25 protein-coding genes and 1 riboswitch are annotated in these 23,536 nt (G+C 60.4%); of the genes, 10 read left to right on the top strand and 15 right to left on the bottom strand.

The window, feature by feature from the left end; translation table 11 throughout:
- Positions 1 to 94: 94 nt before the first annotated feature.
- The gene (locus PV407_RS06840; RefSeq protein WP_332089157.1) at positions 95 to 367 is read right to left on the bottom strand and encodes a hypothetical protein; all 273 of its coding nucleotides are present in this window, start codon (positions 365 to 367) and stop codon (positions 95 to 97) included.
- Between the two features lie 419 nt (positions 368 to 786).
- On the opposite strand from PV407_RS06840, the gene PV407_RS06835 reads away from it, so the two are divergent.
- Both PV407_RS06835 and PV407_RS06830 read left to right on the top strand, forming a co-directional pair.
- A complete protein-coding gene (locus PV407_RS06835; RefSeq protein WP_332089156.1) occupies positions 787 to 1,635 on the top strand; it encodes an AraC family transcriptional regulator in 849 nt (282 codons plus the stop codon).
- A 153-nt stretch (positions 1,636 to 1,788) separates the two neighbouring features.
- Positions 1,789 to 3,072: an ABC transporter substrate-binding protein gene (locus tag PV407_RS06830; RefSeq protein ID WP_332089155.1), complete on the top strand. Its 1,284-nt coding sequence runs from the start codon at positions 1,789 to 1,791 to the stop codon at positions 3,070 to 3,072.
- A 29-nt stretch (positions 3,073 to 3,101) separates the two neighbouring features.
- Here PV407_RS06830 and PV407_RS06825 read toward each other — a convergent pair whose 3' ends face one another.
- A complete protein-coding gene (locus PV407_RS06825) occupies positions 3,102 to 3,761 on the bottom strand; it encodes a methylated-DNA--[protein]-cysteine S-methyltransferase (protein ID WP_332089154.1) in 660 nt (219 codons plus the stop codon).
- 72 nt (positions 3,762 to 3,833) lie between these two features.
- The gene (locus tag PV407_RS06820; protein ID WP_332089153.1) at positions 3,834 to 5,354 is read right to left on the bottom strand and encodes a DNA-3-methyladenine glycosylase 2 family protein; all 1,521 of its coding nucleotides are present in this window, start codon (positions 5,352 to 5,354) and stop codon (positions 3,834 to 3,836) included.
- Between the two features lie 395 nt (positions 5,355 to 5,749).
- Positions 5,750 to 5,836, top strand: a riboswitch (cyclic di-GMP riboswitch).
- Positions 5,837 to 5,912: 76 nt separating this feature from the next.
- On the opposite strand from PV407_RS06820, the gene PV407_RS06815 reads away from it, so the two are divergent.
- Complete coding sequence (locus PV407_RS06815; protein ID WP_332089152.1) at positions 5,913 to 6,179, top strand: hypothetical protein; 267 nt, start codon at positions 5,913 to 5,915, stop codon at positions 6,177 to 6,179.
- Positions 6,180 to 6,280: 101 nt separating this feature from the next.
- Here the strand turns inward: PV407_RS06815 and PV407_RS06810 are convergent, their stop codons facing one another.
- Positions 6,281 to 6,967 carry an MOSC domain-containing protein gene (locus PV407_RS06810; protein ID WP_332089151.1) on the bottom strand — a complete coding sequence of 229 codons (687 nt, stop codon included), beginning with the start codon at positions 6,965 to 6,967 and terminating at the stop codon, positions 6,281 to 6,283.
- Positions 6,968 to 7,177: 210 nt separating this feature from the next.
- Between PV407_RS06810 and PV407_RS06805 the strand changes: the two genes are divergently transcribed.
- On the top strand, positions 7,178 to 7,552 hold the full coding sequence (locus PV407_RS06805) for a LysM peptidoglycan-binding domain-containing protein (protein WP_332089150.1): 375 nt from the start codon (positions 7,178 to 7,180) through the stop codon (positions 7,550 to 7,552).
- Between the two features lie 59 nt (positions 7,553 to 7,611).
- On the opposite strand, the gene PV407_RS06800 is transcribed toward PV407_RS06805, so the two are convergent.
- Entirely contained in the window at positions 7,612 to 8,670 is a 1,059-nt protein-coding gene (locus PV407_RS06800; RefSeq protein ID WP_332089149.1) for an acyltransferase, read from the bottom strand.
- A gap of 127 nt (positions 8,671 to 8,797) precedes the next feature.
- On the opposite strand from PV407_RS06800, the gene map reads away from it, so the two are divergent.
- The 3 genes from map to PV407_RS06785 all read left to right on the top strand — a co-directional run bounded on the left by map (position 8,798) and on the right by PV407_RS06785 (position 12,024).
- The gene (map, locus tag PV407_RS06795) at positions 8,798 to 9,610 is read left to right on the top strand and encodes a type I methionyl aminopeptidase (protein WP_332089148.1); all 813 of its coding nucleotides are present in this window, start codon (positions 8,798 to 8,800) and stop codon (positions 9,608 to 9,610) included.
- 190 nt (positions 9,611 to 9,800) lie between these two features.
- The gene (locus PV407_RS06790) at positions 9,801 to 10,760 is read left to right on the top strand and encodes a D-2-hydroxyacid dehydrogenase (RefSeq protein ID WP_332089147.1); all 960 of its coding nucleotides are present in this window, start codon (positions 9,801 to 9,803) and stop codon (positions 10,758 to 10,760) included.
- 58 nt (positions 10,761 to 10,818) lie between these two features.
- Positions 10,819 to 12,024, top strand: coding sequence for a glycerate kinase (locus PV407_RS06785; RefSeq protein ID WP_332089146.1), 1,206 nt, complete (start codon positions 10,819 to 10,821; stop codon positions 12,022 to 12,024).
- Positions 12,025 to 12,120: 96 nt separating this feature from the next.
- Here the strand turns inward: PV407_RS06785 and PV407_RS06780 are convergent, their stop codons facing one another.
- Positions 12,121 to 12,267 carry a hypothetical protein gene (locus PV407_RS06780; protein WP_332089145.1) on the bottom strand — a complete coding sequence of 49 codons (147 nt, stop codon included), beginning with the start codon at positions 12,265 to 12,267 and terminating at the stop codon, positions 12,121 to 12,123.
- Between the two features lie 245 nt (positions 12,268 to 12,512).
- On the opposite strand from PV407_RS06780, the gene PV407_RS06775 reads away from it, so the two are divergent.
- Entirely contained in the window at positions 12,513 to 12,734 is a 222-nt protein-coding gene (locus tag PV407_RS06775; RefSeq protein WP_332089144.1) for a DUF1128 domain-containing protein, read from the top strand.
- A gap of 42 nt (positions 12,735 to 12,776) precedes the next feature.
- Here PV407_RS06775 and PV407_RS06770 read toward each other — a convergent pair whose 3' ends face one another.
- Complete coding sequence (locus tag PV407_RS06770) at positions 12,777 to 13,949, bottom strand: glycosyltransferase (RefSeq protein ID WP_332089143.1); 1,173 nt, start codon at positions 13,947 to 13,949, stop codon at positions 12,777 to 12,779.
- A gap of 139 nt (positions 13,950 to 14,088) precedes the next feature.
- Between PV407_RS06770 and yyaC the strand changes: the two genes are divergently transcribed.
- Positions 14,089 to 14,601: a spore protease YyaC gene (gene yyaC / locus PV407_RS06765; RefSeq protein WP_332089142.1), complete on the top strand. Its 513-nt coding sequence runs from the start codon at positions 14,089 to 14,091 to the stop codon at positions 14,599 to 14,601.
- A 65-nt stretch (positions 14,602 to 14,666) separates the two neighbouring features.
- On the opposite strand, the gene PV407_RS06760 is transcribed toward yyaC, so the two are convergent.
- The 5 genes from PV407_RS06760 to PV407_RS06740 form a co-directional block, all read right to left on the bottom strand.
- Complete coding sequence (locus PV407_RS06760; protein WP_332089141.1) at positions 14,667 to 14,912, bottom strand: hypothetical protein; 246 nt, start codon at positions 14,910 to 14,912, stop codon at positions 14,667 to 14,669.
- A 218-nt stretch (positions 14,913 to 15,130) separates the two neighbouring features.
- Positions 15,131 to 15,457: a winged helix-turn-helix transcriptional regulator gene (locus PV407_RS06755; protein WP_332089140.1), complete on the bottom strand. Its 327-nt coding sequence runs from the start codon at positions 15,455 to 15,457 to the stop codon at positions 15,131 to 15,133.
- Positions 15,458 to 15,612: 155 nt separating this feature from the next.
- The gene (locus PV407_RS06750) at positions 15,613 to 16,881 is read right to left on the bottom strand and encodes a DegT/DnrJ/EryC1/StrS family aminotransferase (RefSeq protein WP_332089139.1); all 1,269 of its coding nucleotides are present in this window, start codon (positions 16,879 to 16,881) and stop codon (positions 15,613 to 15,615) included.
- A gap of 155 nt (positions 16,882 to 17,036) precedes the next feature.
- Positions 17,037 to 17,555 (bottom strand): signal peptidase I, encoded by a 519-nt coding sequence (lepB, locus tag PV407_RS06745; RefSeq protein WP_332089138.1) that lies wholly within the window; start codon positions 17,553 to 17,555, stop codon positions 17,037 to 17,039.
- 41 nt (positions 17,556 to 17,596) lie between these two features.
- The gene (locus tag PV407_RS06740; RefSeq protein ID WP_332089137.1) at positions 17,597 to 18,799 is read right to left on the bottom strand and encodes a hypothetical protein; all 1,203 of its coding nucleotides are present in this window, start codon (positions 18,797 to 18,799) and stop codon (positions 17,597 to 17,599) included.
- Positions 18,800 to 18,988: 189 nt separating this feature from the next.
- Here PV407_RS06740 and PV407_RS06735 point away from each other — a divergent pair, with 189 nt between their 5' ends.
- Entirely contained in the window at positions 18,989 to 20,038 is a 1,050-nt protein-coding gene (locus PV407_RS06735) for a HAMP domain-containing sensor histidine kinase (RefSeq protein ID WP_332089136.1), read from the top strand.
- 845 nt (positions 20,039 to 20,883) lie between these two features.
- Here the strand turns inward: PV407_RS06735 and PV407_RS06730 are convergent.
- From PV407_RS06730 to PV407_RS06720, 3 genes are read right to left on the bottom strand one after another with little or no spacing between them, the layout of a single operon-like run.
- Complete coding sequence (locus PV407_RS06730) at positions 20,884 to 21,648, bottom strand: sulfite exporter TauE/SafE family protein (protein ID WP_332089135.1); 765 nt, start codon at positions 21,646 to 21,648, stop codon at positions 20,884 to 20,886.
- 40 nt (positions 21,649 to 21,688) lie between these two features.
- Complete coding sequence (locus PV407_RS06725) at positions 21,689 to 22,654, bottom strand: type I phosphomannose isomerase catalytic subunit (RefSeq protein WP_332089134.1); 966 nt, start codon at positions 22,652 to 22,654, stop codon at positions 21,689 to 21,691.
- The gene (locus PV407_RS06720; RefSeq protein WP_332089133.1) at positions 22,651 to 23,277 is read right to left on the bottom strand and encodes a tRNA (mnm(5)s(2)U34)-methyltransferase; all 627 of its coding nucleotides are present in this window, start codon (positions 23,275 to 23,277) and stop codon (positions 22,651 to 22,653) included. The genes PV407_RS06725 and PV407_RS06720 overlap by 4 nt, the downstream gene beginning before the upstream one ends.
- Between the last annotated feature and the right edge of the window lie 259 nt (positions 23,278 to 23,536).

Genomic DNA, 23,536 nt, shown 5'->3' with positions numbered 1-23,536 from the left:
GTCTTTGCAACGTGCGGACGCCGTCGGTCCATAAAAAAGCCGATTCGAGCAAGACGTCCGGATCGGCTTACTTCTTTTCATCCGCAAGAAGCATTCATTCTTGCTCCGTCGTCCCGTCTCCGGCATCTTTGTCGCCGCGCGACGCCCTGGACATATAGGCGTCGTACCGGTCGTCCACCTCGCGGGCGATGCTTCTTACGATTTTCGTCTCCTCGACGATCGGATCGCGCGCCGTCTGCGTCCGGATTTCGTATCTCGGGCTGAGGCGGCGCAGCGCCGCCACGTCCGGGTTTTTGCCTTCCATGTTTCCTTCGTTCAAGGCGTTGGCAAGCTGCTGCTCCAATTGGTCTTTGCCTCGTTGTTCCATAGCCGAACACCTCCGGGAAGATTGGAATAGTTCCGGGGGCTCCCCCAACATTCGCCTTATTTTCCCCGCCGCAGCCCGAATCGATTCATCGGCGCGCTCCTATCGCCGTACGGATCGGCGTCAGCAAATAGACGGACGAACCATTGCTCTCGTCGGGCTCGGCCACGATCGGGCCAAGCCTGCCGGTCAACCGCAGCTTGACGCTAGGCGCGTCGACGGCGCGCAAAATGTCCGCCAAATAGTTGGAGGAGCAACGAGCCGCCGGCGACTCGCCCGAACGCTTGCGCCTTTACAATCCGGCCGATTCGGCATACAGTTAAACCGATCGGGCAGGAACGGGAAGCGGCGCCGCCCAACCGCCATCGAACGTCGCGCTCCGAACGAGCGCCGCCGCGCCCGGAAGCGGGAGGAGAAACGGAATGTTTCTAAGGTCGTGTCATTATTGTACGGTCGATTCCCCATTCAACGGATCGAGCGGAGGCATTCACCCTTACGACGAAATGCTGTACATCCGGGAAGGAGCGGCTCTGCTCGAATGGCGGGGCAACGCCTACGAAGCGCCTGCCGGCAGTTTGTTTTTGCTGAACCGGGATACGCCGCACCGGCTCGTCTATCGATCGGAGCCGTTCAGCTTCTGGTATATCGAGCTGGATATCGGCGATCCGGACCTGTTCGTCACCGAGGAGCAGGCGATCCGCTGGAATCGGGTGCAAACCGGCATCCGCCGCGACGCCAGCCCCGTGCTGCGCGGCATCGGACGGACGCTGGAGGCGCTGACCGAATCGATGGAAAACCGGGAACGCAGCAAGCCGCTGTTCGGCGAAGAAATCATGCTGCTGGACGTGAAGAAGACGATCCGGCTCGTCCAGAGCTATCTCGGGAGAAAGCCGGGCGCCCCCGGCATCCGCGACGGCACGACGCAGGAGCTCATTCACCAGCTTATGCGCCATATGGAGAGCAACTATTTTCTCGATTGGAATTTGGACGCCTTCGCGAAGTTCGTCCATCTGAATCCGTCCTACCTGGTCCGCGCGTTCAAATGGACGGCCGGCGCCACGCCGATGCAGTATTTGAACCGGCTGCGCCTCAGCGCCGCCGTCAGCTTTTTGGCGAACACGGACATGGGGGTGCAGCAAATCGCCGAGGCGACCGGATTCGGCAGCATCCATTACTTTTCCCGGCTGTTCAAGCAGAAGTACGGCTTAAGTCCGCAGCAGTGGAGACAGTCGCAGACGAAGACGGGAGCGCCCGGGCCAAAAAGTCAATAGCGTGCAAAGCGAGCTTCGAACGTCCGGTTGAAAGTGCTTTCATCCGGTTCCCGGGCCGCTTCAGCTGATACATTTCCTCTAAAGACGGCAGCCCCGAATGCGTTGTACTGTAGGGTTGTGGTGGAAAACGAAAGGTCGAAGGGGGATTTTCGGATGAAGCGGTTAACCTGCACCGTGCTCCTCGCGGCGCTCGCTTGCGCCGTTCAGGCGGGCTGCGGCCAAGGATCGGGACAAGAGCCGTCCGGCGGGGACGGGGGCAAAACGGGCGTTTCCGAGCCAGTGACGTTGACGTTGTACATGCCGGCGGCGTTTCCGATCAAAGATTACATCGTGAGCGCCGTCAAAAAGAAATATCCCCATATTACGATCGAGCCGATCGTACGGGGAGCCGGCAAGCAGCCCGAGGAGCTGCTCGCGGCGGGAACGTTTCCCGACATGATCTACCAGAGCACCCCCTGGTACGCCGAGCTGCTCGACCTGAACCTGCTCTACGACCTGAACGCGCTCGTCCAAAAGCATAAATACGATCTGAACAAGCTCGATCCGCTGGCGATGGACGCGATCAAAATGTGGGGTGCGAAAGGGGAAGTGTACGCGATCCCGTTTTACCGCAACTTCGGCGTGCTGTACTACAACAAAGACATTTTCGACAAATTCGGGGTGCCCTATCCGAAGGACGGCATGACGTGGGACGAAGCGGCGGACATCGCCCGCAAGGTGGCCCGCACGGACGGAGGGACCGAATACAGGGGGCTGGACGCCAGCGGCACGTACGAAGGGGTGTCCCAGCTGTCGGCCGCGTTCGTGGACGCGTCGGGCAAGGCGAATTTGCAGGCGGAGCCCTTCGTGACGATGATGAACAACCTCGCGCGCATTTATACGATTCCCGGCAACAAGCGGGGAGCCAATATGCAGGATTTTTACAAAGGCACGGTCGCGATGTCGGCCTTCTGGAACGTAATCGGCAATTTCGAGGATATGCACAAAAAGGGAACGCCGATGAACTGGGACATGGTGTCGCTGCCGACGTACAAGCAGGCGCCGGGGCGATCGTATCAGGTCGACTCGCACAATTTGAGCATTTCGTCGCTCAGCAAGCATAAGGAGGAAGCGTTCCGGGTCATCGCGTACTTGACGTCCAAGGAAGCGCAGTCCGAAATCGTCAAGGACGGCTACGTGTCCGCGCTCGTCGACCCGGACTTGGAAAAGGCGTTCGGCGCCAATCTGCAGTCGCTGAAAGGGAAAAACGTAGAGGCCATCTTCAAGCTGAAGTCGGCCCCCCTATACAAAGTGACGAAGGACGACCCGATCGCCCAAGAGTTTCTCGGCAAAGCGCTGGACGAAGTGCTCGCCGGGCGCAAAGACGTGAATACGGCGCTGCGCGACGCAAACGAGCTGGCGAATCAAAAGATCGAGCAGCGCAAAGGAAAACAGTAACGGCCGCCGTGTGTCGGCTGACGGGCCGTTCAAAAGCGAAACCGCTCGTGGCCGCGATCCGCAAAGTCGCGGAAGCCTTCGTGATGCAGCAGACGCCGCTTCAGCTCCATTCCTCCGCGATAGCCTGTGAGCGTGCCGTTCGTCCCGATGACGCGGTGGCACGGAACGACGATCGGGATCGGGTTGGCCCCGTTGGCCGCGCCGACGGCGCGCACCGCCTTCGGCGAGCCGGCGGCCTCGGCGATTTGCGCATACGTGCGCACTTCGCCGAACGGGATGGCCGCGACGGCTTTCCATACCGCCTGCTGAAACGGCGTTCCGACCATATCGAGCGGCAAGTCGAAGGCGGTCAGCGTTCCGGCGAAATAGCGCTCGAGCTGCCGCGCGTACACGGCCAGCCGTTTTGCGTCCGGCAGCGGCCGCGCGTCCGGGAGCCGTTTCCCGGCCCAGGCGAACAGCTCTTCTTCGGAATCGGCGGTCAGCGAGACGAAGCAGAGGCCGGCTTCGGTGGCGGCGATCGTCATCGTGCGGTCTTCGAGGGAAACGGGCGCATAGTACAAATGGGCCCGTTCCGTTCGGGTGCGGCCGGCAGGACCGGTATGATCGGTAGGGCCGTTCCGGTTGTTCCGGTTGTTCCCGTTGCCCCGGTTGTTCCGGGACGCAAGGCGGTCGGTTTCGGCGATTATCATGGGACGTGCCTCCTGTTCGTTTTTGACATGGCATAGCATAGCGGTATTGGCGGCTTTTTCACGCGCGTACCGTCAGTCGTCCTGCAGGCTTCGCCACATATAGAACGTGACATAGCCGTTCCACGGCGACCATGCGGCGAACCGGTCCTGCAGCTCCTGCACCGTCGGCTTGTGCGGCAGCCGCCACAATCGCCGGACCGCCTGGTGAATGCCGGCGTCCCGAACCGGAAACGCCGACGGATCGCCCAGGCAGCGCAGAAGGACGTAGTGCGCCGTCCAGGGACCGATCCCTTTGATCGCCGTCAGCCTGGCGCAAACGGCGTCACGATCCGGCAGCCGCTGCAGCATGTCCTTCGTCAGCTCGCCGGCCGCCATCAGACGGGCGATTTCGAGAATATAGGCGGCTTTTTGCCGGGAAAATTGCAGATCGGCCAATCGGTCCGGACTCGCTTCCGCGACGCGCTCCGGCGACGGAAACAGCCATAGCGGACCGCCGCGATGCTCCACGGATGTGCCGAACGTTTCCACGAAGCTCCGTTTCAGCTTGTAGGCGAACGAAAGCGTGATTTGCTGGCCGATGACGGCCCAGCAAAGCGCTTCGAACAGATCCGGAATGCGGACGAGGCGAAATCCGGCGTAATCGCGCGTCAAACGCCGAAGCACCGGGTCCCGCTCCGCCAGCGCGTAAAACGGGCGAATGTCGGTATCCAGATCGAACCATTCGCGAACGCGGCGGACCGCGGCTTCGCGCATCGACCGGTCCGCCTCATGCGGCCGTCCGTAACGGTCGGCGATCCGGATTTGCAGCCGGCCGGGCGATTCGGCGCCGACATCCAGCACGACCGTTTCGCCTTCCAGCCGCGCCGCCTGGACGACGCGATCCCCTTCGATCCGGTACATGCACTCGAGCGGCGAGCGGCCGAGATAAGCGAGCGCCTGCCGGAAATCGAACGGCTCCGGCGTATCGACCGTCAGCGGGCCGGCGCCGATCCGGACGGGAGCCGGCCGCGTCGGCCGGTTCGATTCGGCCGGCCGGGCCGCGACCGACCGATCGCCCGCGTTCCGATACTCGGTCGGCGTCAGGCCGAACGCCTTCTGAAACGCGGCGGAAAAATGCGACGGGCTGCGGAAGCCGGCTTTGACGGCGATTTGCCCGGCCGGCTCGGCGGTGCGCTCCAGCAGCCCCCGGCCCAGCTCCAGCTTGGCGCCGAGCGCGAAGGCGGCCGGCGTCGTGCCCGTAACCCGCTTGAACGTCCGCTGCAGGTGAAACGGGCTGACGCCGGTTTCCGCGGCCAGCTGCGCCAGCGTCGGCGCTTGCGGCAGACGCCGGGCGATGGCGGCTTTCACCTGCGCCGCCAGCTCCGCATCCGGCCCGTCGGGGCCGGGGTTGTCCGGCTTGCACCGCTTGCAGGCGCGGTAGCCGGCCCGGCGCGCTTCTTCGGCGCTGCGGTAGACCGACACGTTTTCCCGCTTGGGCAGCCGGGAGCGGCACGACGGGCGGCAGTAAATGCCGGTCGTTTTAATGCCCAGGTAGTAAATGCCGTCATATTTTCGGTCCCTCGTCAAGATCGTGTTCCATAAATCTTCATCCATCCCGTTCACCTGCCTTCATTGTCAGTATAGCCCCAGACGAAGCGGCGAACAACGGTTCGGCAATAGGAGAGCAACATTTCGACAGCCCGCCGCCCGGCGCGGAACAAAAAAAGGGACCCGCAAGCAACGGGCCGCGGGTCTGCATGAAATCTATATATGAAAAGGGGGGTCGATCTTTATTATAGGACGACTACCTTAAACGAAAGTGAAAATAACATTACAGTTTCTTTACGGATATCGGGTCGTTCGCCCGCTTCCAAAACCGGCATGCAGGTTCTTTAGGACTATTTACGGCCGGATTCATAGGAAAAACGATTCACTAAAATGGGAGGAAAGGTCTATGAAACGGCCGGCGAATCGTTTATGATGAAGGGAGAACGTGATTTCTCGAAACAAACGGATCAGGGCAAACTTGCCGAAAGGCAAGGACGCAAAGCCGCGGGCCTACGGAATACCTCTTCTACGGCGGCCGGGTTGCCGGAAGTGTTGGAATCGGGAAAACGAGCCAGCACCCTTCGGTCTGTCGATTTACGGATTTCGGGCTAAGGGAGGCGCATTATGCTGAAGGAACGGTACTATTCGACGGTGGAATATGTGGACCGGTACGGCAAAACGAACAAGGAAATGCATATTTATTGCGAGGTCGGCAAAAAGCCGACGGTCGGCGATTTTATCGAGGCGTTCCAAAAAGCGGGACTGGACGTGGAGCTGAAAGACTTTATCGATTTGACGTTCAAGCCGAAGCATCCGCCGTCGACTTCCGTCATTTCGGTCAGAGTGCTGCGAACCGTCAAAGACCATTCGTTCAAGCCGTTCGCTTGCTGACGGCCGTTTATAAGACCGCGCATCCGCTTTTTCCGCGAAGGAGGAAGCGGGCGCGCGGTCTATTCGTCTTTCCCTGCAATCGAGCAAACGACAAGCCGCTTCTATGGCTTCGTTCCGTTCAGCCGTTCTTCGGAGGAAGGCTCGTCGCCGTCCAGCCTTTTCTGGAACGAAGCCCGCCAGTTGGCCGACAGCTCCTCGACCGCCAGCAGTGCGCGGACGCCTTCCAGGTTGGATTTGTCGTGATGCTTGATCGTATTGGCGAATTCGACCGTAAGCCCCGCCGGATGCCGGCGCTCCAGCGTAAGCCCGAGCGTCCGGTCAAACAGGCCGGGGGTAAGCACCCGAAAATAAAAGCCGGTATAGCCCGTTTGCTGGACGCGCAAAGCGAGGTCCGGCACGTCGTATTTTTTGGCTAGCTTGTGGCACGGCTGCCTCGGCTGCGTAACCTGCAGCCGCACGTCGCCGCTGGCGTAAATATCGCCGATGCAAACCCGGGATTCGGTCATCCCGAGCACGGTCAAATTTTCCCCGAACGCCCCGAATTCCAGCTTCCGGCCCAGCTCCCGCTCCCAATACGAATAATGCTCGTACGGATATACGCAAACGGCTTTGTCCGGCCCCCCGTGATGGACGAGGTCGGCTTGTCCGTCGCCGTCGAAGTTAAGGGCGGTTAACCGGACCGGCCCTTCGGGCGCCGGGTTTTTGAATATGCCGGTTGCGACGTCCGTTCCTTTGTAAGCGAACGTTTGCGGTTTTCCGACATTGAGCGATACGATTTCGATAGTCAAGGCGTATTCCTCCGATCTTCCGGCGATTGGCTCCCATTTTATCACAAAAAACGGTCCGCGGCATCAGGCGGCAGGAGCTCGCCGTCCGCGCGAGGCCGGCTGGAAAACCGGCCGAAATGGGCGAATGCCCCGGGTCAAATACCCAGGGGCCGCATATAGTGGTATCGGATATTCGTTGCTTCCCAAACACAACGATATGGAGGAATTCCGATGAACTACGTCGTGCAGTCCGGCGACACGCTTTATTCCATCGCGAGCCGATTCGGCGTCACCGTGCAGGCGATCATGCAGGCGAACGGCTTGACGGCCTCGAGCCCGCTCTATGCCGGACAAACCATTTATATTCCGACGGGGGGAGGCCAGCCGGTTCAAGGGCCGGGCCAAGCGGGCATTCCGCCAGGGCTGTTTCCGCCGGGACTGTTCCCGCCCGGAGGGGATCGCCGGCTCGAGCAGCGGGTCGCCCGCCTCGAAGCGGAAACCGACCGCCTGCAGCAGCGGTTGCGGCGCACGGACAACGAGGTCGACCGGCTGCGGCAGCGCGTGGACCGGCTGGAGGATCGGGTCCGAAGACTGGAAGGCCGGTAAAACGACGAAAGGACATTCGCACTCCTGCGCGGAGCGGATGTCCTTTCCGTTTTTCTCCTTCATTTGCCGAACAACAGCCACGACGCCTTGATGCGCTTCAACCGGCTCACGACCGCCCACGGCACGATCGCGATGAGCAGGATGCCTCCCCATACGGCCAGATGGTACCCGGACTGGCCGGGAGCGACGGCGGCGTGCATGCCGTAATAGCCGAGCAGCGCCGGATGCATGAAGTAGATGCCGAACGACGCCGCGCCGAGCGACGACAACGCCTTGGCCCAACGCGGGGCGTTCGCCAGCAGATGGCGGCCGACCCACATGAGGCTGATCGCGACGAGGACCGGATATCCGTGGAACAGCAGCTCGAACTCCCACGATTCGAACCGCATGCCGTACTGCGCCTGCAGGCTCAGCAGCAGGAAGACGAACCCGGCGGCGACCGTTGCCGCGGTAACCCACCAAACGTTGCGGCCGAGCCACTGGACGACCCGCTCATAGTTCATGCCGATCGAGCCGCCGATGCAAAACAGCGCGAAGTACGAAACGAACAAGCGGTCGCTATGCGGAACCGGGGACTCGGCGAGCTGGCCGTAGACGAAATAGCCGATTTGCACGACGACACCGAACAGCCACAAATAGCGGCCGAGCGGACGCCACCGGGCCAGTGTGACGAGAATCGGGAACAGCGCATAAAATTGCATAATGAGCGACATGAAGTACAGATGGTAGCCGGCTTCCGCCCAAGGAAGCAGCCCGGCGAACTCGGACAGCGAGAAGCGGACGTTCGTCTGGGGATTCAGCCATTGATCGAACAAATAATAGAAGCACGACCAGATTATGTACGGAATGAGGATGTATTGCAGCCGTTTCCGGTAAAACCCGGGGACGCGGCGCACGTTCCAGTCGTCGTAATAGCTGTAAAACAGCACGAGACCGCTGAGCAGCACGAACGCCTGCACGGGAAAATAGCTCAAATTGTTGATGGCGAAATAGAGCGTGTGCGAACGCGAGCCAAGCGGCAGCTCCACTCGGGGCGTCGCCGTTCCGTGGATAAGCAGCACCGCCAAAATGGCGACCCCGCGGACGATGTCCAGCTCGAGCAGTTTCGGTTTGCGCAAGTCGATCTACCTTTCCGTTTTCAAAATAAAGCCCGGATGCAGGCCGAACAATCTATGTCAGTATACTGCAAAACGATGCGATTGCCTAGCGATCCGCGCATTCGGGGCACGTCCAGGGGGAATTCCGATGACAGGATGGAAAACCGCGGAGCAAATCGCGCTCATCGCGAGAGCGGGCGCCATTCTCGCCGCCTGCCGCCGCGAGCTGAACCGACGCATCAAGCCCGGCGTCACGACGCTCGAAATCGACGCGTTCGTCGAACGCTTTTTGGCGGACAACGGCGCGACTCCCGAACAGAAAGGGTACCGCGGGTATCCTTACGCGACCTGCGCGTCCGTCAACGAAGTGGCATGCCACGGCATGCCGGACGATAAACCGCTGAAGGACGGCGATATCGTGACGATCGATATGGTCGTAAACCGCGACGGCTGGCTGGCCGACTCGGCGTGGACGTTCGCCGTCGGCGACGTATCCGCGTCGTCCAGACGTCTGATGCGCGCGGCGCAAACCTGCTTGTACGCCGGAATCGCCAAGGCGAAGATCGGCAACCGGCTCGGCGATGTCGCGCACGAAATTCAAAGCGTCGCCAGGGCGAACGGCTACTCCGTTTTCGGCGATTTCACCGGGCACGGCATCGGCAATTGGATTCACGAATGGCCGTCCGTGCCGCATGTTGGCAAAGCGGGCAAAGGCGTCCGGCTGGAGGAAGGGATGGTCATTACGATCGAGCCGATCTTGACGGCGGGCAAGCCGAAGGCGAAAATCGGAGCCGACGGCTGGACGGCCACGGCCGTCGACGGCAAACGGTCGGCGCAATACGAGCATACGATCGCCCTGACGCGCAAAGGTCCGCTTATTTTGACTTTGCCGCAGCCGGAGCTGTATACGGCCGACGCCCGGGGGCCGTTTCCGGCGCCCTTCGGCCCGATTTCACGTTAGGTTGTCCTCCGGACAGTCGCGCTATGCCGTCGTTTGCTCTTGCCTATCGGGAAGGCGATAACGGCTGGCATCGAAGCGCCCTGTTGCGTTACAATGCATCTATACGGCTTTGCGGGAAGATGCGCCGTGGACGAAGCGGGGTCCGGCTTGAAGCCGGTCCGCACAAAAGCGTGAGAGCGAGGATACGGGCATGACGATTGTAGTGTTGGACGGATATACGCTGAATCCGGGAGACTTGAGCTGGAGCCGGCTGGAGGCGCTCGGCCCCCTGCGGGTGTACGACCGGACGCCGGTCGATCTGATCGCCGAGCGGGCGAAAGACGCGGACATCGTGCTGACGAATAAAACGCCGCTTCGCGCCGAGCTGCTGAGGCGGCTGCCGAAGCTCCGGTATATCGGGGTGCTGGCGACCGGGTACGACGTGGTCGATACGGAAGCGGCCGCGGAGCTGGGCATTACGGTAACGAATGTGCCCGCGTACAGCTCCGCGTCGGTCGCCCAGCTCGTCTTCTCGCTGCTGCTCGAGCTGTGTCACCGGGTCGGGGTGCACGACGAGGCGGTGCGCGAAGGGGCGTGGACGGCGAGTCCCGACTTCAGCTTCTGGAAAACGCCGCTCGTCGAGCTGTCGGGCAAAACGCTCGGCATCGTCGGCATGGGCGGCATCGGCGAAAAGGTGGCCGTGATCGGACAAGCGTTCGGCATGAACGTCATCGCGACGAACCGGAGCGGCAAGCGGCCGAATGTCGCGGGCGTCGAGCTTGTCCCGCTGGAGCGGCTGCTCGGCGAAGCGGACGTCGTGACGCTGCATACGCCGCTGACCCCCGAGACGGAAGGGCTCATTCGCGCGGATACGTTGTCGCGGATGAAAAAGACGGCGTTTCTGATCAACACGGGACGGGGCAAGCTCATTCGCGAGCCGGATTTGGCCGACGCGCTGCGCGCGGGCGCAATCGCCGGAGCGGGGCTGGACGTGCTGTCGACGGAGCCGCCGGCGGCGGACAACCCGCTGCTCGGCGCGCCGAACTGCATCGTGACGCCGCATATCGGATGGGCGACGCGGGAAGCGAGAGAGCGGCTCATGGAGACGGCGGCGGCCAATGTGGAGGCGTTTCGGAACGGCTCGCCGGTAAACGTCGTAAACGGTCGGTAGCTTGCAAACTTTAAGATGAATGATCGAAACGATCGACACGGACGAAAGAGGGAAGCGAATGAGTATCGATGCAGCAAGCGGAGGCGCGACGGGACCGGCATTTCGCGTAGTGGTCGCGCCGGATTCGTTCAAAGGGAGTTTATCGTCGGTAGCGGCGGCGGAGGCGATACGGGCCGGCGTTCTTCGGGCGGCGCCGGACGCCGGAACGACGATCGTGCCGATGGCCGACGGCGGGGAGGGGACGGTCGACGCGGTGCTGGCCGCGGCCGGAGGAGACCGGATCACGGTAACGGTCGTCGGGCCGCTCGGCGAGCCGGTGGAGGCGGCGTACGGCCTGCTGCCGGACGGGCGGACGGCGGTGATCGAGATGGCCGCGGCTTCCGGGCTGCCGCTTGTGCCGGCGGAAGCGCGCGACCCGCTCCGGACGACGACGTTCGGCACCGGGCAGCTGATTCGCGATGCGCTCGGGCGCGGAGCCACGCGCATTTTGATCGGCCTCGGCGGCAGCGCGACGAACGACGGCGGCATGGGCATGGCGCAGGCGCTCGGCGTCCGGTTTCTGGACGACGGGGGCAATGAAATCACCGCGCACGGCTGCGGCGGGCTGCTCGAGCGGATCGCTTCGATCGACGCGAGCGGGTTGGACCGCCGGCTCTCCTCTGCTTCCGTCACCGTCCTTAGCGACGTGACGAACCCGCTGTGCGGACCGAGCGGCGCTTCTGCGGTGTACGGCCCGCAGAAGGGGGCGACGCCCGAAACGGTGGAGCGGCTCGACCGCGGGCTGAAGCGTTACGCCGAGCGTATCGCGGCTCACAACGGGCAGCGCGTGGACGATGTGCCGGGCGCCGGCGCGGCGGGCGGCTTGGGCGCGGGACTGCTGGCGTTCTGCGGCGCCGAGCTGAAGCCGGGCATCGGCGTCATTATGGAATTGGCCGGCTTTGAGTCGTCCATTCGCGGCGCCGCGCTAGTCATTACCGGCGAGGGCCGGACCGACGGCCAGACCGCCTTCGGCAAAGTGCCGGCGGGCATAGCCGCGGCCGCCCGGCAAGCCGGCGTCCCCGTCGTCTGTTTGTCGGGAGGGCTCGGCGAAGGCTCGGAGACGCTGCACGAAATCGGCATAACCGCTTTGTTCAGCATCGCGAACCGGCCGATGCCGCTGGAGACGGCGATGGAAAGCGCGGACGCGCTGCTGGCCGAGGCGGCGGAAAACATCGTCCGCCTGTATCGTGCGGGTCTGATGCGGACGGCACGCGACGAAGACTAGACCGCGGCGTCCCCTTTCATACTCCTGTACCGGACTGCGCCAAAAACCCCGCCCAAGGCTCGACGCCTCGGCGGGGTTTGCCGCTTCTCCGGTCCGCTATTCCGATTTTCCCGATTTTTCGCCCCGGACGGTTTGCTCGGACTTTTCCTTTTCCACGATATCGTTCACGAACGCCATATCCTGATTTTCCGCCTTCATATGGGCCGTGCCTTTGTAGTTGCCTTCGTGCGATTTATTTTCCATGCGTCGTTCGCTCCTTTTCCGGTATATATCGCGGCTGGCGCGCGTACACGTAATACTGTGCGCATCGCCGCGACCGATTATGCAGCGCGGCGTCGGAGGCGCGCACGCCCTCTTGGCCGGGCGGCTTCGCGAGCCGCCGCCGTCCGCACGGATGCCGCCTTGGCGAATATGCCCGCGCGATGTGGGCATTTCCCGGGCTCGCATGGTACAATTGATAAAACGTTAGCCGGGAAAGGATGGGACCGATGGACTTAACCGTCAAATCCGAAACCAATGTGGCGTACATGGTGGAGGGCATCAAGGGCAAGCTGAAGGTCGTCGCCGCGCAATCGATCAAGGCGGATCATTTCGACCTCGACAAATACGAGGATTTGAGGGACATGTACGACGTCGTCATGAGCAAGCAGCATTTCAGCATCAGCGAGATCGAAGCGCTGTGCGACGAGCTGCGCCTGCTCAAAAAGTAAGCGGCTCTCGTAAGCGGCCGCTTCCCGTCGAACGCGCTTTCCTTACTTGTCCCGCAGCCGCGACAGCGGATAAAACGTGCCGCGCCAATACATGCCGCCGCGCCGGACGGTCAAATAGACGGAGCGCGCCAGCACGGCGACGAGCATCCATACGGCGAGCGGAAGCAGAACCGCTTCTTTGCCCGAATCGCCGGACAGGCGGCGGACGCTCGCGACGTAAAGGCCCGTCACGATCGCGGCGCTGGCGGCATAGGCGATTCCGCTCCAGCGGGGAAGAAGCAGCAAGCCGGCGAACGGGCCGAAAAACGCCAGCAGCTGGCCGATCAAGGCGAAGGCCGCGACGGGGAGCCGGTAGCCGAACCCGGAAAATATATTTTTTTCGAGCCCATGGACGGCTTCCTTCAAGGAAGCGTACCATTCGACTTCCAGACTGTCTTTGCCGATCAGCAGCCGCTGCTTGAAGCCGGCCCGCTTCACGAGCAGGCCGAGCCGCAAATCGTCGTCGGGACGCATCCGGAAGGCGCGATGCGTGCCGATCGCTTCGTACGCCTTGCGATGGATCAGGTTGAAGGCGCCGATGCCCGTCCCGAATTTGCTCCGGCGGTCGTCGTTCGCGCGCCACAGCCGCAAAAACAGGAACAACGAAAACATAAAGTAGCGGACGAAGACGCGAAGCCATAACGTTTTCGCGACCATCTTCGGAGCGAGCGTTACATGCGCCGCGGAATGCGCCGTCGCATAGTCGACCGCGTCGCGAATGCAGGACGGAGCGAACTTGACGTCGGCGTCGGTGAACAGCAAATACGTCCCTTTCGCCTGCAAGTAGCCTTGGTACAGCGCGTGATTTTTGCCGAGCCAGCCGCCGGGGAGGTTCGCGACGTGAATGACGCGAAGCGGGATGCCCGTGTCGGGGCGGCGCTCGGACCAACGCTTCAGCTCGTCCAGACGTCTGCCCGTGCCGTCGGCGGAACGGTCGTTGACGGCGATAATTTCGAGCCGCGGATACGTTTGCGCCATCAGATGCCGCACCGTCTCGGCGATGGACGCTTCTTCCTCCTTGGCGGCGATAATGACGGAAACGAGCGGAACGCTGTCGGACCGGTCTCCGGCGGATGCCGGCAGAGGGCGAAGCCGCCGGAAGCCGGGAATGGACATACTTAGCATCGCGAGCCAGTAGAGCAGCGTTATACTCGCGAGCGCGTCGAGCAATCGCATGGACGTTCTCCTTTTTTTGGACAAGCCCGGTTATGCCGGATCGGTCGGAGGGCGGAAATAAGCGGAAGGATCATGCCGCTGCAGCTATTGTACCATAACGGCCGCGCGAGCGGCGAAGCGAAGGGGGAGGGACGACAAAATGGCGACCGGACCGAATCGCCGGAAAGTGACGGGGGACCGGCTGCCCGAGTTTTTCCGGCAAATCCGGGACGAGGGCGTCCCGGCCGCGCAGCTTGTTTTCGTATGCATCGGAACGGACCGTTCGACCGGCGACGCGCTCGGGCCGCTGACCGGCACGCTGCTGCGCGAAGCCGGCTATACGCAGGTGATCGGCACGCTGGACGATCCGTGCGACGCCAGCAACCTCGAGAAGCGCATTCGCGACATTCCGCCGGAGTTGATCCCCGTCGCCATCGACGCCTGTCTCGGCCTGTCGACGTCGGTCGGCCTGTATCAGGTGGCGTGCCACCCGCTGGAGCCGGGCAAGTCGGTCGGAAGGACGCTCCCTCCCGTCGGCCGCTATTCGATAGCGGCGATCGTGAACGCGGACGGTCCGAGGCAATATTCGATTTTGCAAAACACGCCGCTCGGCCGCGTGCTGAAGATGGCCCGGGACATAACGGCGGCGGTGCAGACGGTGTTTCCGATTTGAGCCTGTACCCCATACGGTCGGTCGGAAGCCAGAAGAGCCCCTCCGGCGGAAACGGACGTTTCCGGTCAGGAGCGGGCTCTTCGTTTGAGGCGGAAATAATCGCCGATGGCGCCGAACAGGGCGTACGACACGATCGTCAGCAAATAGACGGCGAACAGGTTGACGTAATGAATGTCGCCGACGATTTCGATCAGCCATACGGGGACGCTCAGCATGAACAAAAAAATGTTGTCCGGATCGAGTCCCGAATAATTGAACAAGCAGAGCGCGACGGCGAACAGCGTCAGGACGAAAGTCGCCTTGTACTTCATAAGCTTACGACACCTCCAGCCGAACGAAAAAACGGCATCCGGTCCAATCGGAAGCCGGTACGAGTAGTATTCGGCAACCGGCGCATTTTATGCATGCGGGATCGATTGCCGCGCCGGATCGGGGTTCGCATTGCCGGAAACGCAAATAAGGACACTTCCCGCCCGTTTGTCGAAGGGCTATGGAAATGTCCTTATTTCGCTTTTCGCCGCAAGCCGCCTCATAGTTTGATCCAGCCGTCGCTCCAGTCCTGCACCGCCTCCATGACGGGCCGGAGCGCTTTCCCTTTCTCGGTCAGCTCGTACTCGATCCGGATCGGCATTTCCGGGTATACGTTCCGGACGACGATGCCGGCCTGCTCCAGCTCTTTGAACCGCTCGGTCAGCATCCGGTCGCTCATATCCGGGATCATGGCAGATATATCCTTGAAACGCATCGGACCGTTCATCAGCACATGGATGATCAAACCGGTCCAACGTTTCCCGAGCAGCTCGAACGCCGTCTCGAACTTGGGACACAGGTGCGTGTTGTGGTCTGCGTTATCCATACGGGTTCATCTCCTGTCCAGTACTACAATTTTATTTTAGCATAGTTACTTGACAATAGTAAGTCTTTTGGGCGATCGCCCGGTCCGAAGGCGCACGAAAACGAAAAACCGTCTCCGGATCGGAAACGGTTTTCGGATGACTTGCTTAGGATGCGTCAAGCGAACACGCGCAATGCGCGATGAACCTTGACGACCGCCTCGATTATGTCGGATGCGTCCCGGTCGGTCAGGATCGGCGATATCGGAATGTACGCCGTGCGCGGGATCAAGTCGACCGCCCGCGGGCACATGTTTGCCGTAACGGTTACCGGACGCTTGAACGGATAGTTGTACGGGAAATTGTCTTTCTCCGCCGTCCGCATATGGAACAGCGACGGGTTCATGTAAACCGGCTTGCCGCCGTACAGCACGTACGATTGCACGTTTTCGGCGTTCAGCGCTTTGTTGAACAGCGCGGCCGCTTCCGACGTCGCGAACACGATTCCGAGGTTCGAGCCGATCGCGCCCTCGGGGTCCGGGCAGCTTCGGAAGCGGATTTCCGGAATTTCCGACCGAAGCGCGGCGGCGATGCGGTCGTGATGCCGTTTCATCGTACCGACGATATCGGGCAGCTTTTTCCACTGCTCCAGCATGACCGCTCCGGAAATTTCGCTCATCCGGTAGTTTTGGCCGGAGAAGGCGAACGTCTCGTCCGGCGAATCGATGCCGTACCGGTCGCGATGGCGCAGGATGCCTTGATCGTGATAGCGGATCGCTCGTTCCAGCAGCTTCTTGTCGTTCGTGACGACGGCTCCGCCTTCGCCGGACGTGACGATCTTGTTCATCTGGAAGCTGAACGTGCCGATGTCGCCGATCGTTCCCGCGTAGCGGCCTTTGTAGCGGACGCCGCACGATTGCGCCATATCTTCGATGACGGCGATATGTTTGCTTTTGGCGAACGCGACGATCGGGTCCATGTCGACCGGGTTGCCGAGAATCGGCACGACGATGATCGCCTTGACGTCCTCGTCGTATACCCGCTCCAGGTCGGTCGGATCGATGTTCAAGCTGTCGTCGACGTCGCAATAGACGGGAACGGCGTTGCAGCATACGACGGCGCCGGGCGTGGCGAGAAACGTATTCGCCGGGACGATCACTTTGTCGCCGTAGCCGATGCCGAGCGCCTTCATCGCCACGATCAGCGCCGCGGTGCCGGAGGTGACGGCCAGCGCGTACGCCGCGCCGAGATCGGACGTCATCGCGTTTTCGAGTGCTTCGACGGCGCCCTGCAGGTTCGGCCCGTAATACCGGAACGGCGACTGCGAATAAATGACTTTCGAAGCGAAATCGGCTTCTTCTTTGCCGTACACGACGGCGCCGGGATAGTTCGGAGGCAGCGGAGCGCCGCGGACCGGAGCGCCTCCGTCGATAGCCAGCTTGCTCATGGGCTCACCTTCGCTTTCTGAGTGGGGGTAAGCGGACCCCGCGGACGGGGTTGTCGCTAAGTTGTATCGAACCTGTAACGTTATTGTACCGTATTTTCGCCGCGCTTTCCTATCTTTATCATGTCGAAAAATGAGCGAAAAAAGAACCGTTGCGATTACAACGGTCCTGCGTGCTGAAACGGGAAAAACCGGAACATCACTTTGCCGACCAGCTCGCTTTCGGCGACAAAGCGGTTCGGCCATAAATGGCCGTCGTAGCTGTTGTTCCGGTTGTCCCCGAGGAAGAAATAATGGCCTTCGGGAACGGTCACTTTCTCGAACGTGTACGCCATTTTGACGGTCAAATACGGCTCGTCGACTTTTTCGCCGTTCCGGTAGAGCGCTCCGTCTTTCACCTCGATCGTATCGCCGGGGAGGCCGATCAGCCGTTTGACGTAGCGGACTTTCTCTTTGTTTTCCGCGGCATGATTGAATACGACGATGTCTCCGTGGCGGAATTCGGTGAACTTCAGCATCTTCTCCATCACGAGCCGGTCGCCGATCTGAATATTCGGTTCCATCGAGCCGCTCGGCACTTTGACCGCCTGAGCCACGTACGTCTGGATAAGCAGACTGAGAACGACGGCGATCAAGAGCGGCGGCACCCATTCTTTCAAAATCGCTTTCAAGCGCATCGGCTGCTGAGCTCCTTCCCTTAGCGGACGAACGGAACGGTTCATAGCAGCTGCTTCCAGGAACCGTAATGGAAAAAGCAAATTCCGGCGGCCCCGCCCGCTGCCGCGCGCCTCGCATATTCCTCGTAGCCGGCCTTGTCGATTTCGTATTCCGGCGTCTTGAGCAGGCCGGCGTAAACGGGGACGCGGTTTTCCGTTTTGCGGATTTGACCGTCCACGACGCCGCCGAAGCTGCCGGGCTTCAGCCAGTAGTCCATCGGGCAGACGAAGTCGACATATCCGCGGCGTACCCACTCCCACCATTTTTGCCCGAAGCATTCGAACTCGCTTTCGGGGCGAAGCGGTTCTCCCCGCAGCTCGTTGCCGTACGGGGCGTTGTACCAGATGGCGGCGGACAGCTGCGCATCGGGGCGCTCGCGCCTGATGGCGGCGCGGATCGAGCCGACGAGATCGGTAACGATGCCCGCGCGGTATTCCGCCCATTCGGCGGGATGCTCCCCGAGCAGCCAGCCGGCTTTGGCCGCGGTATCCGGAAGCGAGGCGGGCATGGCGATGCCGCTGAACGTTTCGAAGCCGGCCAGGCAATCGTCGCAAAAGCAATAGCGATAGCTGCGGGACAGCACGAGCTTGTCCCCGACCGGAGGATCGTTGTACCGGTTGCGCGCTTCTTCGATAAAATACGTCGTCCGGACTCCGTCCTGCGTTTCGAGGCGAATCGACTGCCCCGCCTTCGGCAACCCTATCCAATGGCCGGCGCTTTTCGTATCGATCGTCAGCTTGCTTTCATAATGGTAGTAGCGGATAAAGTCCAAATGGATGCCGCTCAATCCCGGGTACCGACGAAGCAGCTCGGCGCATTGCTCCGATACGGTCCGGACGACGTCCGGATGGCGGGGGTCCAGCACGTAGCCGTGGCCGCAAATCGGCTCCTCGTAATTCGAAATGCCGTGTGCGTCGACGCAGTAGCAGGCCGGGTCCGCGAACGGCAGCTTGTTCTTGTCGTTTAACCGTCTGTGCAGCGTCGATACCATGCCGTGCAGCTCGATGCCCTTGCCCTCGCAAGCCTCGGCGAGCGCGGCGATCCGCCGCTCGGTCGATTCGTCCGCGCTTCCGCCCAAACTCAAGTGGACGAGCGCTTTGCCGACCCGGTTTCGCCCGCACCAATCGACAAAAGCGGCGATTTCTTCGCCGTTTCGGGCTTCCGAACCGAGATAGAGCCAGACGGCGTTATGTAAAGTATTCATGGAAGGTCGCTCCTCTCGCCGAATAAGGTCCGTTTGGTTCTCCATCATTATACCGAACGATTCGTGCGAACGGAAATAGCTTTTTCTTTGCCGCTCCTCTATGGTACACTCGAATTAATTTCAAGTAATAATTTTCGACATAACCCGTGCTGGATCGATTTCAGCCACAAACCAAAGGACGTTGACGGAATGAACGTTATCGACTTCATCGCGCAATCCCCGAATATCGATTTTGCCATCGCTTCGATAAATGGGCAAATGCAGTTGGCGTACGGAAACGCCAAAATGAAAGCCATCTATCAGATCGAAGAGGAGCAGCCGCTACCGGAATCGTCCCAGCTTCGCAAAGTCGCCGCGCTCGCGGTCAAGCAGAAGCAGGACGTGGCCGGCGTCGTCATCGAAGAGAACGTCCGGGATCGGGCGTATCGATTGATGGCCTATTGCTACCGGACGGAGGAGCGGGGCGAGGAGCGGTGCCAAATCGCGCTTTTCGACATTTCCGGACTGTGCCAGTTTTACGAAATGCAGCTGACGAACGAGAAGCGGAAGCTGATCGGCGAGATGGCGGCCGGTACGGCCAACAGCATCTTGAACCCGCTGGCGGTCGTGCGCGGGAGCCTGCAGCTGATCGAGACGACGCTGAAAACGAATCTCGCTTCCAACCATTTGGCCGATCGCCTCGTCGCCCAAAGCGTGGATCATTACATTACGCTCGCCAACCATCAAGTGACGGAAATCAACAATTACGTGCAGCGCTGGCTCCATCTGGGCAAGCCGTTTCAGCTCGACTTGCGTCCGGTATGGGTGTCGGTGTTTCTGGAAAGCTACATTCCCGGCTTGCAGCGGGAAGCGATCAAGCTTGGGGTGCCGCTCGTTTGCGAATTTCCTTCCGCGGACGGCCAGCTGCTGATCGACCCTCACTATTTGCGCGAGGTGCTCGACGAATTCGTCAAAAATTCGTTCGACGCGACGAACGGCACGGACGGCGCCGTAAGGCTGTCGGTTCATATGGACGAAAAAACGGCGACCGTCCTGATCCGGGATTCCGGGCCGGGCATCGCCGCCGACATGATGAAGCTGGTGAAAGACCCCTTTTTTACGACCAAGGAAGATTCGATCGGACTCGGGCTCAACTTTTGCGAGGTCGTGCTGCAAAAAATGGGCGGCCATTACGAGCTGTCGGGGGATGAGAACGGAACGCTCGTACGCATCGTGCTGCCGAAAATGCCCGCGGAGTAACCGGTCCCGGGCATGCGTCTCCAATGTGCCGTGCCCGTGGCGAATCGAATGAACTTGAGTGAATCGAGTGAGTCGAGTGAATCGAGTGAGTCGAGTGAGTCGAGTGGGTTGAATGAGTCAAATGAGTCGAATGAGTCGAATGAGTCGAATGAGTCGAATGAGTTGAATGAATCGAATGAAAGAACCGAATGAAGGAACCGATTGAAAGAACCGAATGAATGAATCGAATGATCGAATGATCGAATGATCGAATGATCGAATGATCGAATGATCGAATGATCGAATGATCGAATGATCGAATGATCGAATGAATCGAGTGAGTGAACCGTTTTTCATTATTAGTGAACTTGAACAACGCTAAATCCCCGGATTTTAGGGGATTTTTGAAATTACTGAACCTCATATCGTAAATACTGAACATAATTTTCAAAATAGCGAAGCGAGGTTTATAGTTAACCGAATATTCGGCTATCCGTTGAAAATAAGGGCAATAGATTCACTAATAGCGAATTTTGCTTTGTAATTGCACGGACTCCGATTCTACTGAACCTCATATCGTAAATACTGAACATAATTTTCAAAATAGCGAAGCGAGGTTTATAGTTGACCGAATATTCGGCTATCCGTTGAAAATAAGGGCAGAAGATTCACTAATAGCGAATTTTGCTTTGTAATTGTACGGACTCCGATTCGATTCTCGTTGAAGCATTATCATGGATTGATTTCATTGACAATCCGATTGAACAATCCGATTGAACAATCTCATTGAACATTCCCATTGAACATTCCCATTGAACATTCCCATTGAACAATCTCATTGAACACCCGGAGTCGCTCCCGGCGCTTCAATGGAGCAAATCCCACAATTGCTTGCCGATTAAAACCGTCGTCACGACGATGAATAGCGGCTTGACGTAAGCGGCCCCTTTGCGAATCGCCACCCTCGAGCCGATCAATGCCCCCGCGACCATCGCCAGTCCCATCGGTATGCCGTAATACAAATTGACGTTCCCCATGAGCGCAAACGTAACGAGACTGCCGACGTTGCTGGCCAAATTGAGCGCTTTGGCGTTGCCGGCCGCCATGACGAAATCGAAGCCGAGCAGCAAGAAGGCGAACAGCAGGAAAGAGCCGGTGCCCGGTCCGAAGAAGCCGTCGTAATAGCCGAACGCCAATGCGACCAGTCCTCCGGCGACGACGATTTTGTTCGTCAGCCGCGGAACGCCCCGCGGGGCCGCGCGTTTTTTTCCGAACAGCGTGTACAAGGCGACGGCGATGAGCAGCGCCACGACGAGCGGCTTTAAAAAGTCGGGCGGGATGAGCCGGACCGTGTACGCTCCGGCGACGGAGCCGATCAGCGACAGCGGAAACCATTTGAGGACGAGCCGGACGTCCATTTTGCCGGACAGCAAAAACGAAATCGAGCTGGTGAGCGACGAAATCGTTCCGCCGAGCTTGTTCGTGCCGAGCGCCACGGCCGGAGGCAGGCCGGTCGACAAAAGAGCGGGGACGGATATAAGTCCGCCCCCGCCGACGACGGAATCGACGAATGAAGCGACGAAGCCGATGGAAACTAGGAAGATGATCATTTCGACGGTAGGATGATCCACGGTTTCGCTCCTATGCGGGAAAGCCCGCTTTTTTTATTTTTTACGGCAAATAGCTGCGAAGCAGCGTCATGGCGCCGTTCAGCGTATATTCGGCCAGATCGGCCGGGATCAGGAAGCAGTTGCCGCGTTCGAGCGGAACGGAGCCGTCGGCCCAATCGAGCGTGCCCGCGCCGTCGCACACGACGAGAATCGTGAAGCTGTCCGGAGCGGCGTTCAGCTTCCAGCTGCCCGCGGAAACGCCTTTCTCGACGATGAAGTACGGGGAAGAGGCCAGGCGCAGCCACTCGTTCGGGGCGGCGACGTCCGTCTTCATCCGGGTCGCCCCGCTCCCTTCATAGGCGGCGACGTTCAACGAGTGCTCGATATGCAGCTCCCGCGGTTTTCCGTCCAGACCGGGTCTGTCGTAATCGTACAGCCGGTACGTCGTGTCGGAATTTTGTTGAATTTCCGCGACGAGCACGCCCGCGCACAGTGCGTGCACCGTTCCGGCCGGAATATAGAACGAATCGCCCGCCTGCACTTCGACTTCCTGCAGGCAGTCCATGATCCGGTTTTCGGCGATGCTTTGCGCCAGCGTCTCGCGCGTCGTGCCGGGCTGCAGCCCGTATATGATTTTCGCGCCGGGCCTCGCGTCCAGCACATACCACATCTCCGTTTTGCCGAGCTCGCCTTCGGGCAGCCCCTCGTAATCGTTGTCCGGATGCACCTGTACGGACAAATCGTCGTTGCAGTCGAGCAGCTTGACGAGCAGCGGGAATCGGGCGTCCGGAGCGGCGTTCGCTTTCGCGCCGAACAACCTTCTGCCGTATTTTGCGCGCAGCTCGTCAAGGCCCATGCCGGCCAGCTCGCCGTTTACGACCTTCGTCGTGCCGTTCGGATGGTCGCCGATCATCCAGCCTTCCCCGATCGGACCGTCCGGCAGCTTGAGGCCGAATTGTTCGAGCGCACGGCCGCCCCAAACCCGTTCTTTCATTTCCGGTTTAAACCGAAGAGGATACGATTTCATCGTTGTTGCGCCTCGCTTTCATTGTTGTCGCGTCTGTATCCAATGTACACCTTTCTTTTTTGCACCGCAACGACATACGGCGAATGGCCGCCCCGATTGGCGAACCGGTACACGATCGCCTGGTAGTCCGATTCCGGCAGCGCTTCCGCCCATCGTTCGACGCGCTCCGCTTCCTCGCGTCCTCCGGCGTGCCCCGGATACAGGACGGCGGTCGCGACGCCTTCCGGCTTCAGCACGGAAAGCGCGGCGTCCAGCGCGGGCAGCGTCGATTCGGGACGCGTCACGATGCGCGGATCGCCGCCCGGCAAATAGCCGAGGTTGAACATGACGGCGGATACGCGTCCATGAACGGAAAGGGGGAGCGCTTCCCGCATGTCGGCATGGCTGCGCAGCAGCAGATGGAGCTTCGGGGCGTCCGGCTCCCCGGCGACGCGCCCGGCGGCCCGGTCGAGTGCCTCCTGCTGAATGTCGAAGGCGTAGACGGTGCCTTTCGCCCCGACCGCCCTGCACAAAAACAAAGTGTCGGCTCCGGTGCCGGCCGTGGCGTCCACCGCAATGTCGCCGGGCCGGAGCCGTTCCGAGACGCAGCGGTGAGCGAAGCTTAAGACGGATAAAAAGCCCATGGCACCCTCCGTTAACGCTGTGAATTTTCCAGCGAAACGATACCATATCCGGCTGCGGAACTCAAGCTTTCGCGCATTTTCCATCCGTATTAGCGGAACCGGTTTAACCGGTTTCCGCTATTGATACAAATCCGCCATGCGCGAGAAGCATAGCGGAACGGCATTCCGTTAATCAGCGAAAACATGGCGCGTAACCGCGTTTGCCCCCGGAATAACGGAATCCGGTTCCTTAATTCCGGGAAAGGTCAGGAAATAATTG

Source organism: Paenibacillus sp. GYB003 (assembly GCF_036577625.1).
Taxonomy (GTDB): Bacteria; Bacillota; Bacilli; order Paenibacillales; family NBRC-103111; genus Paenibacillus_AB.
This window is presented reverse-complemented; position numbering and strand designations above follow the sequence as displayed.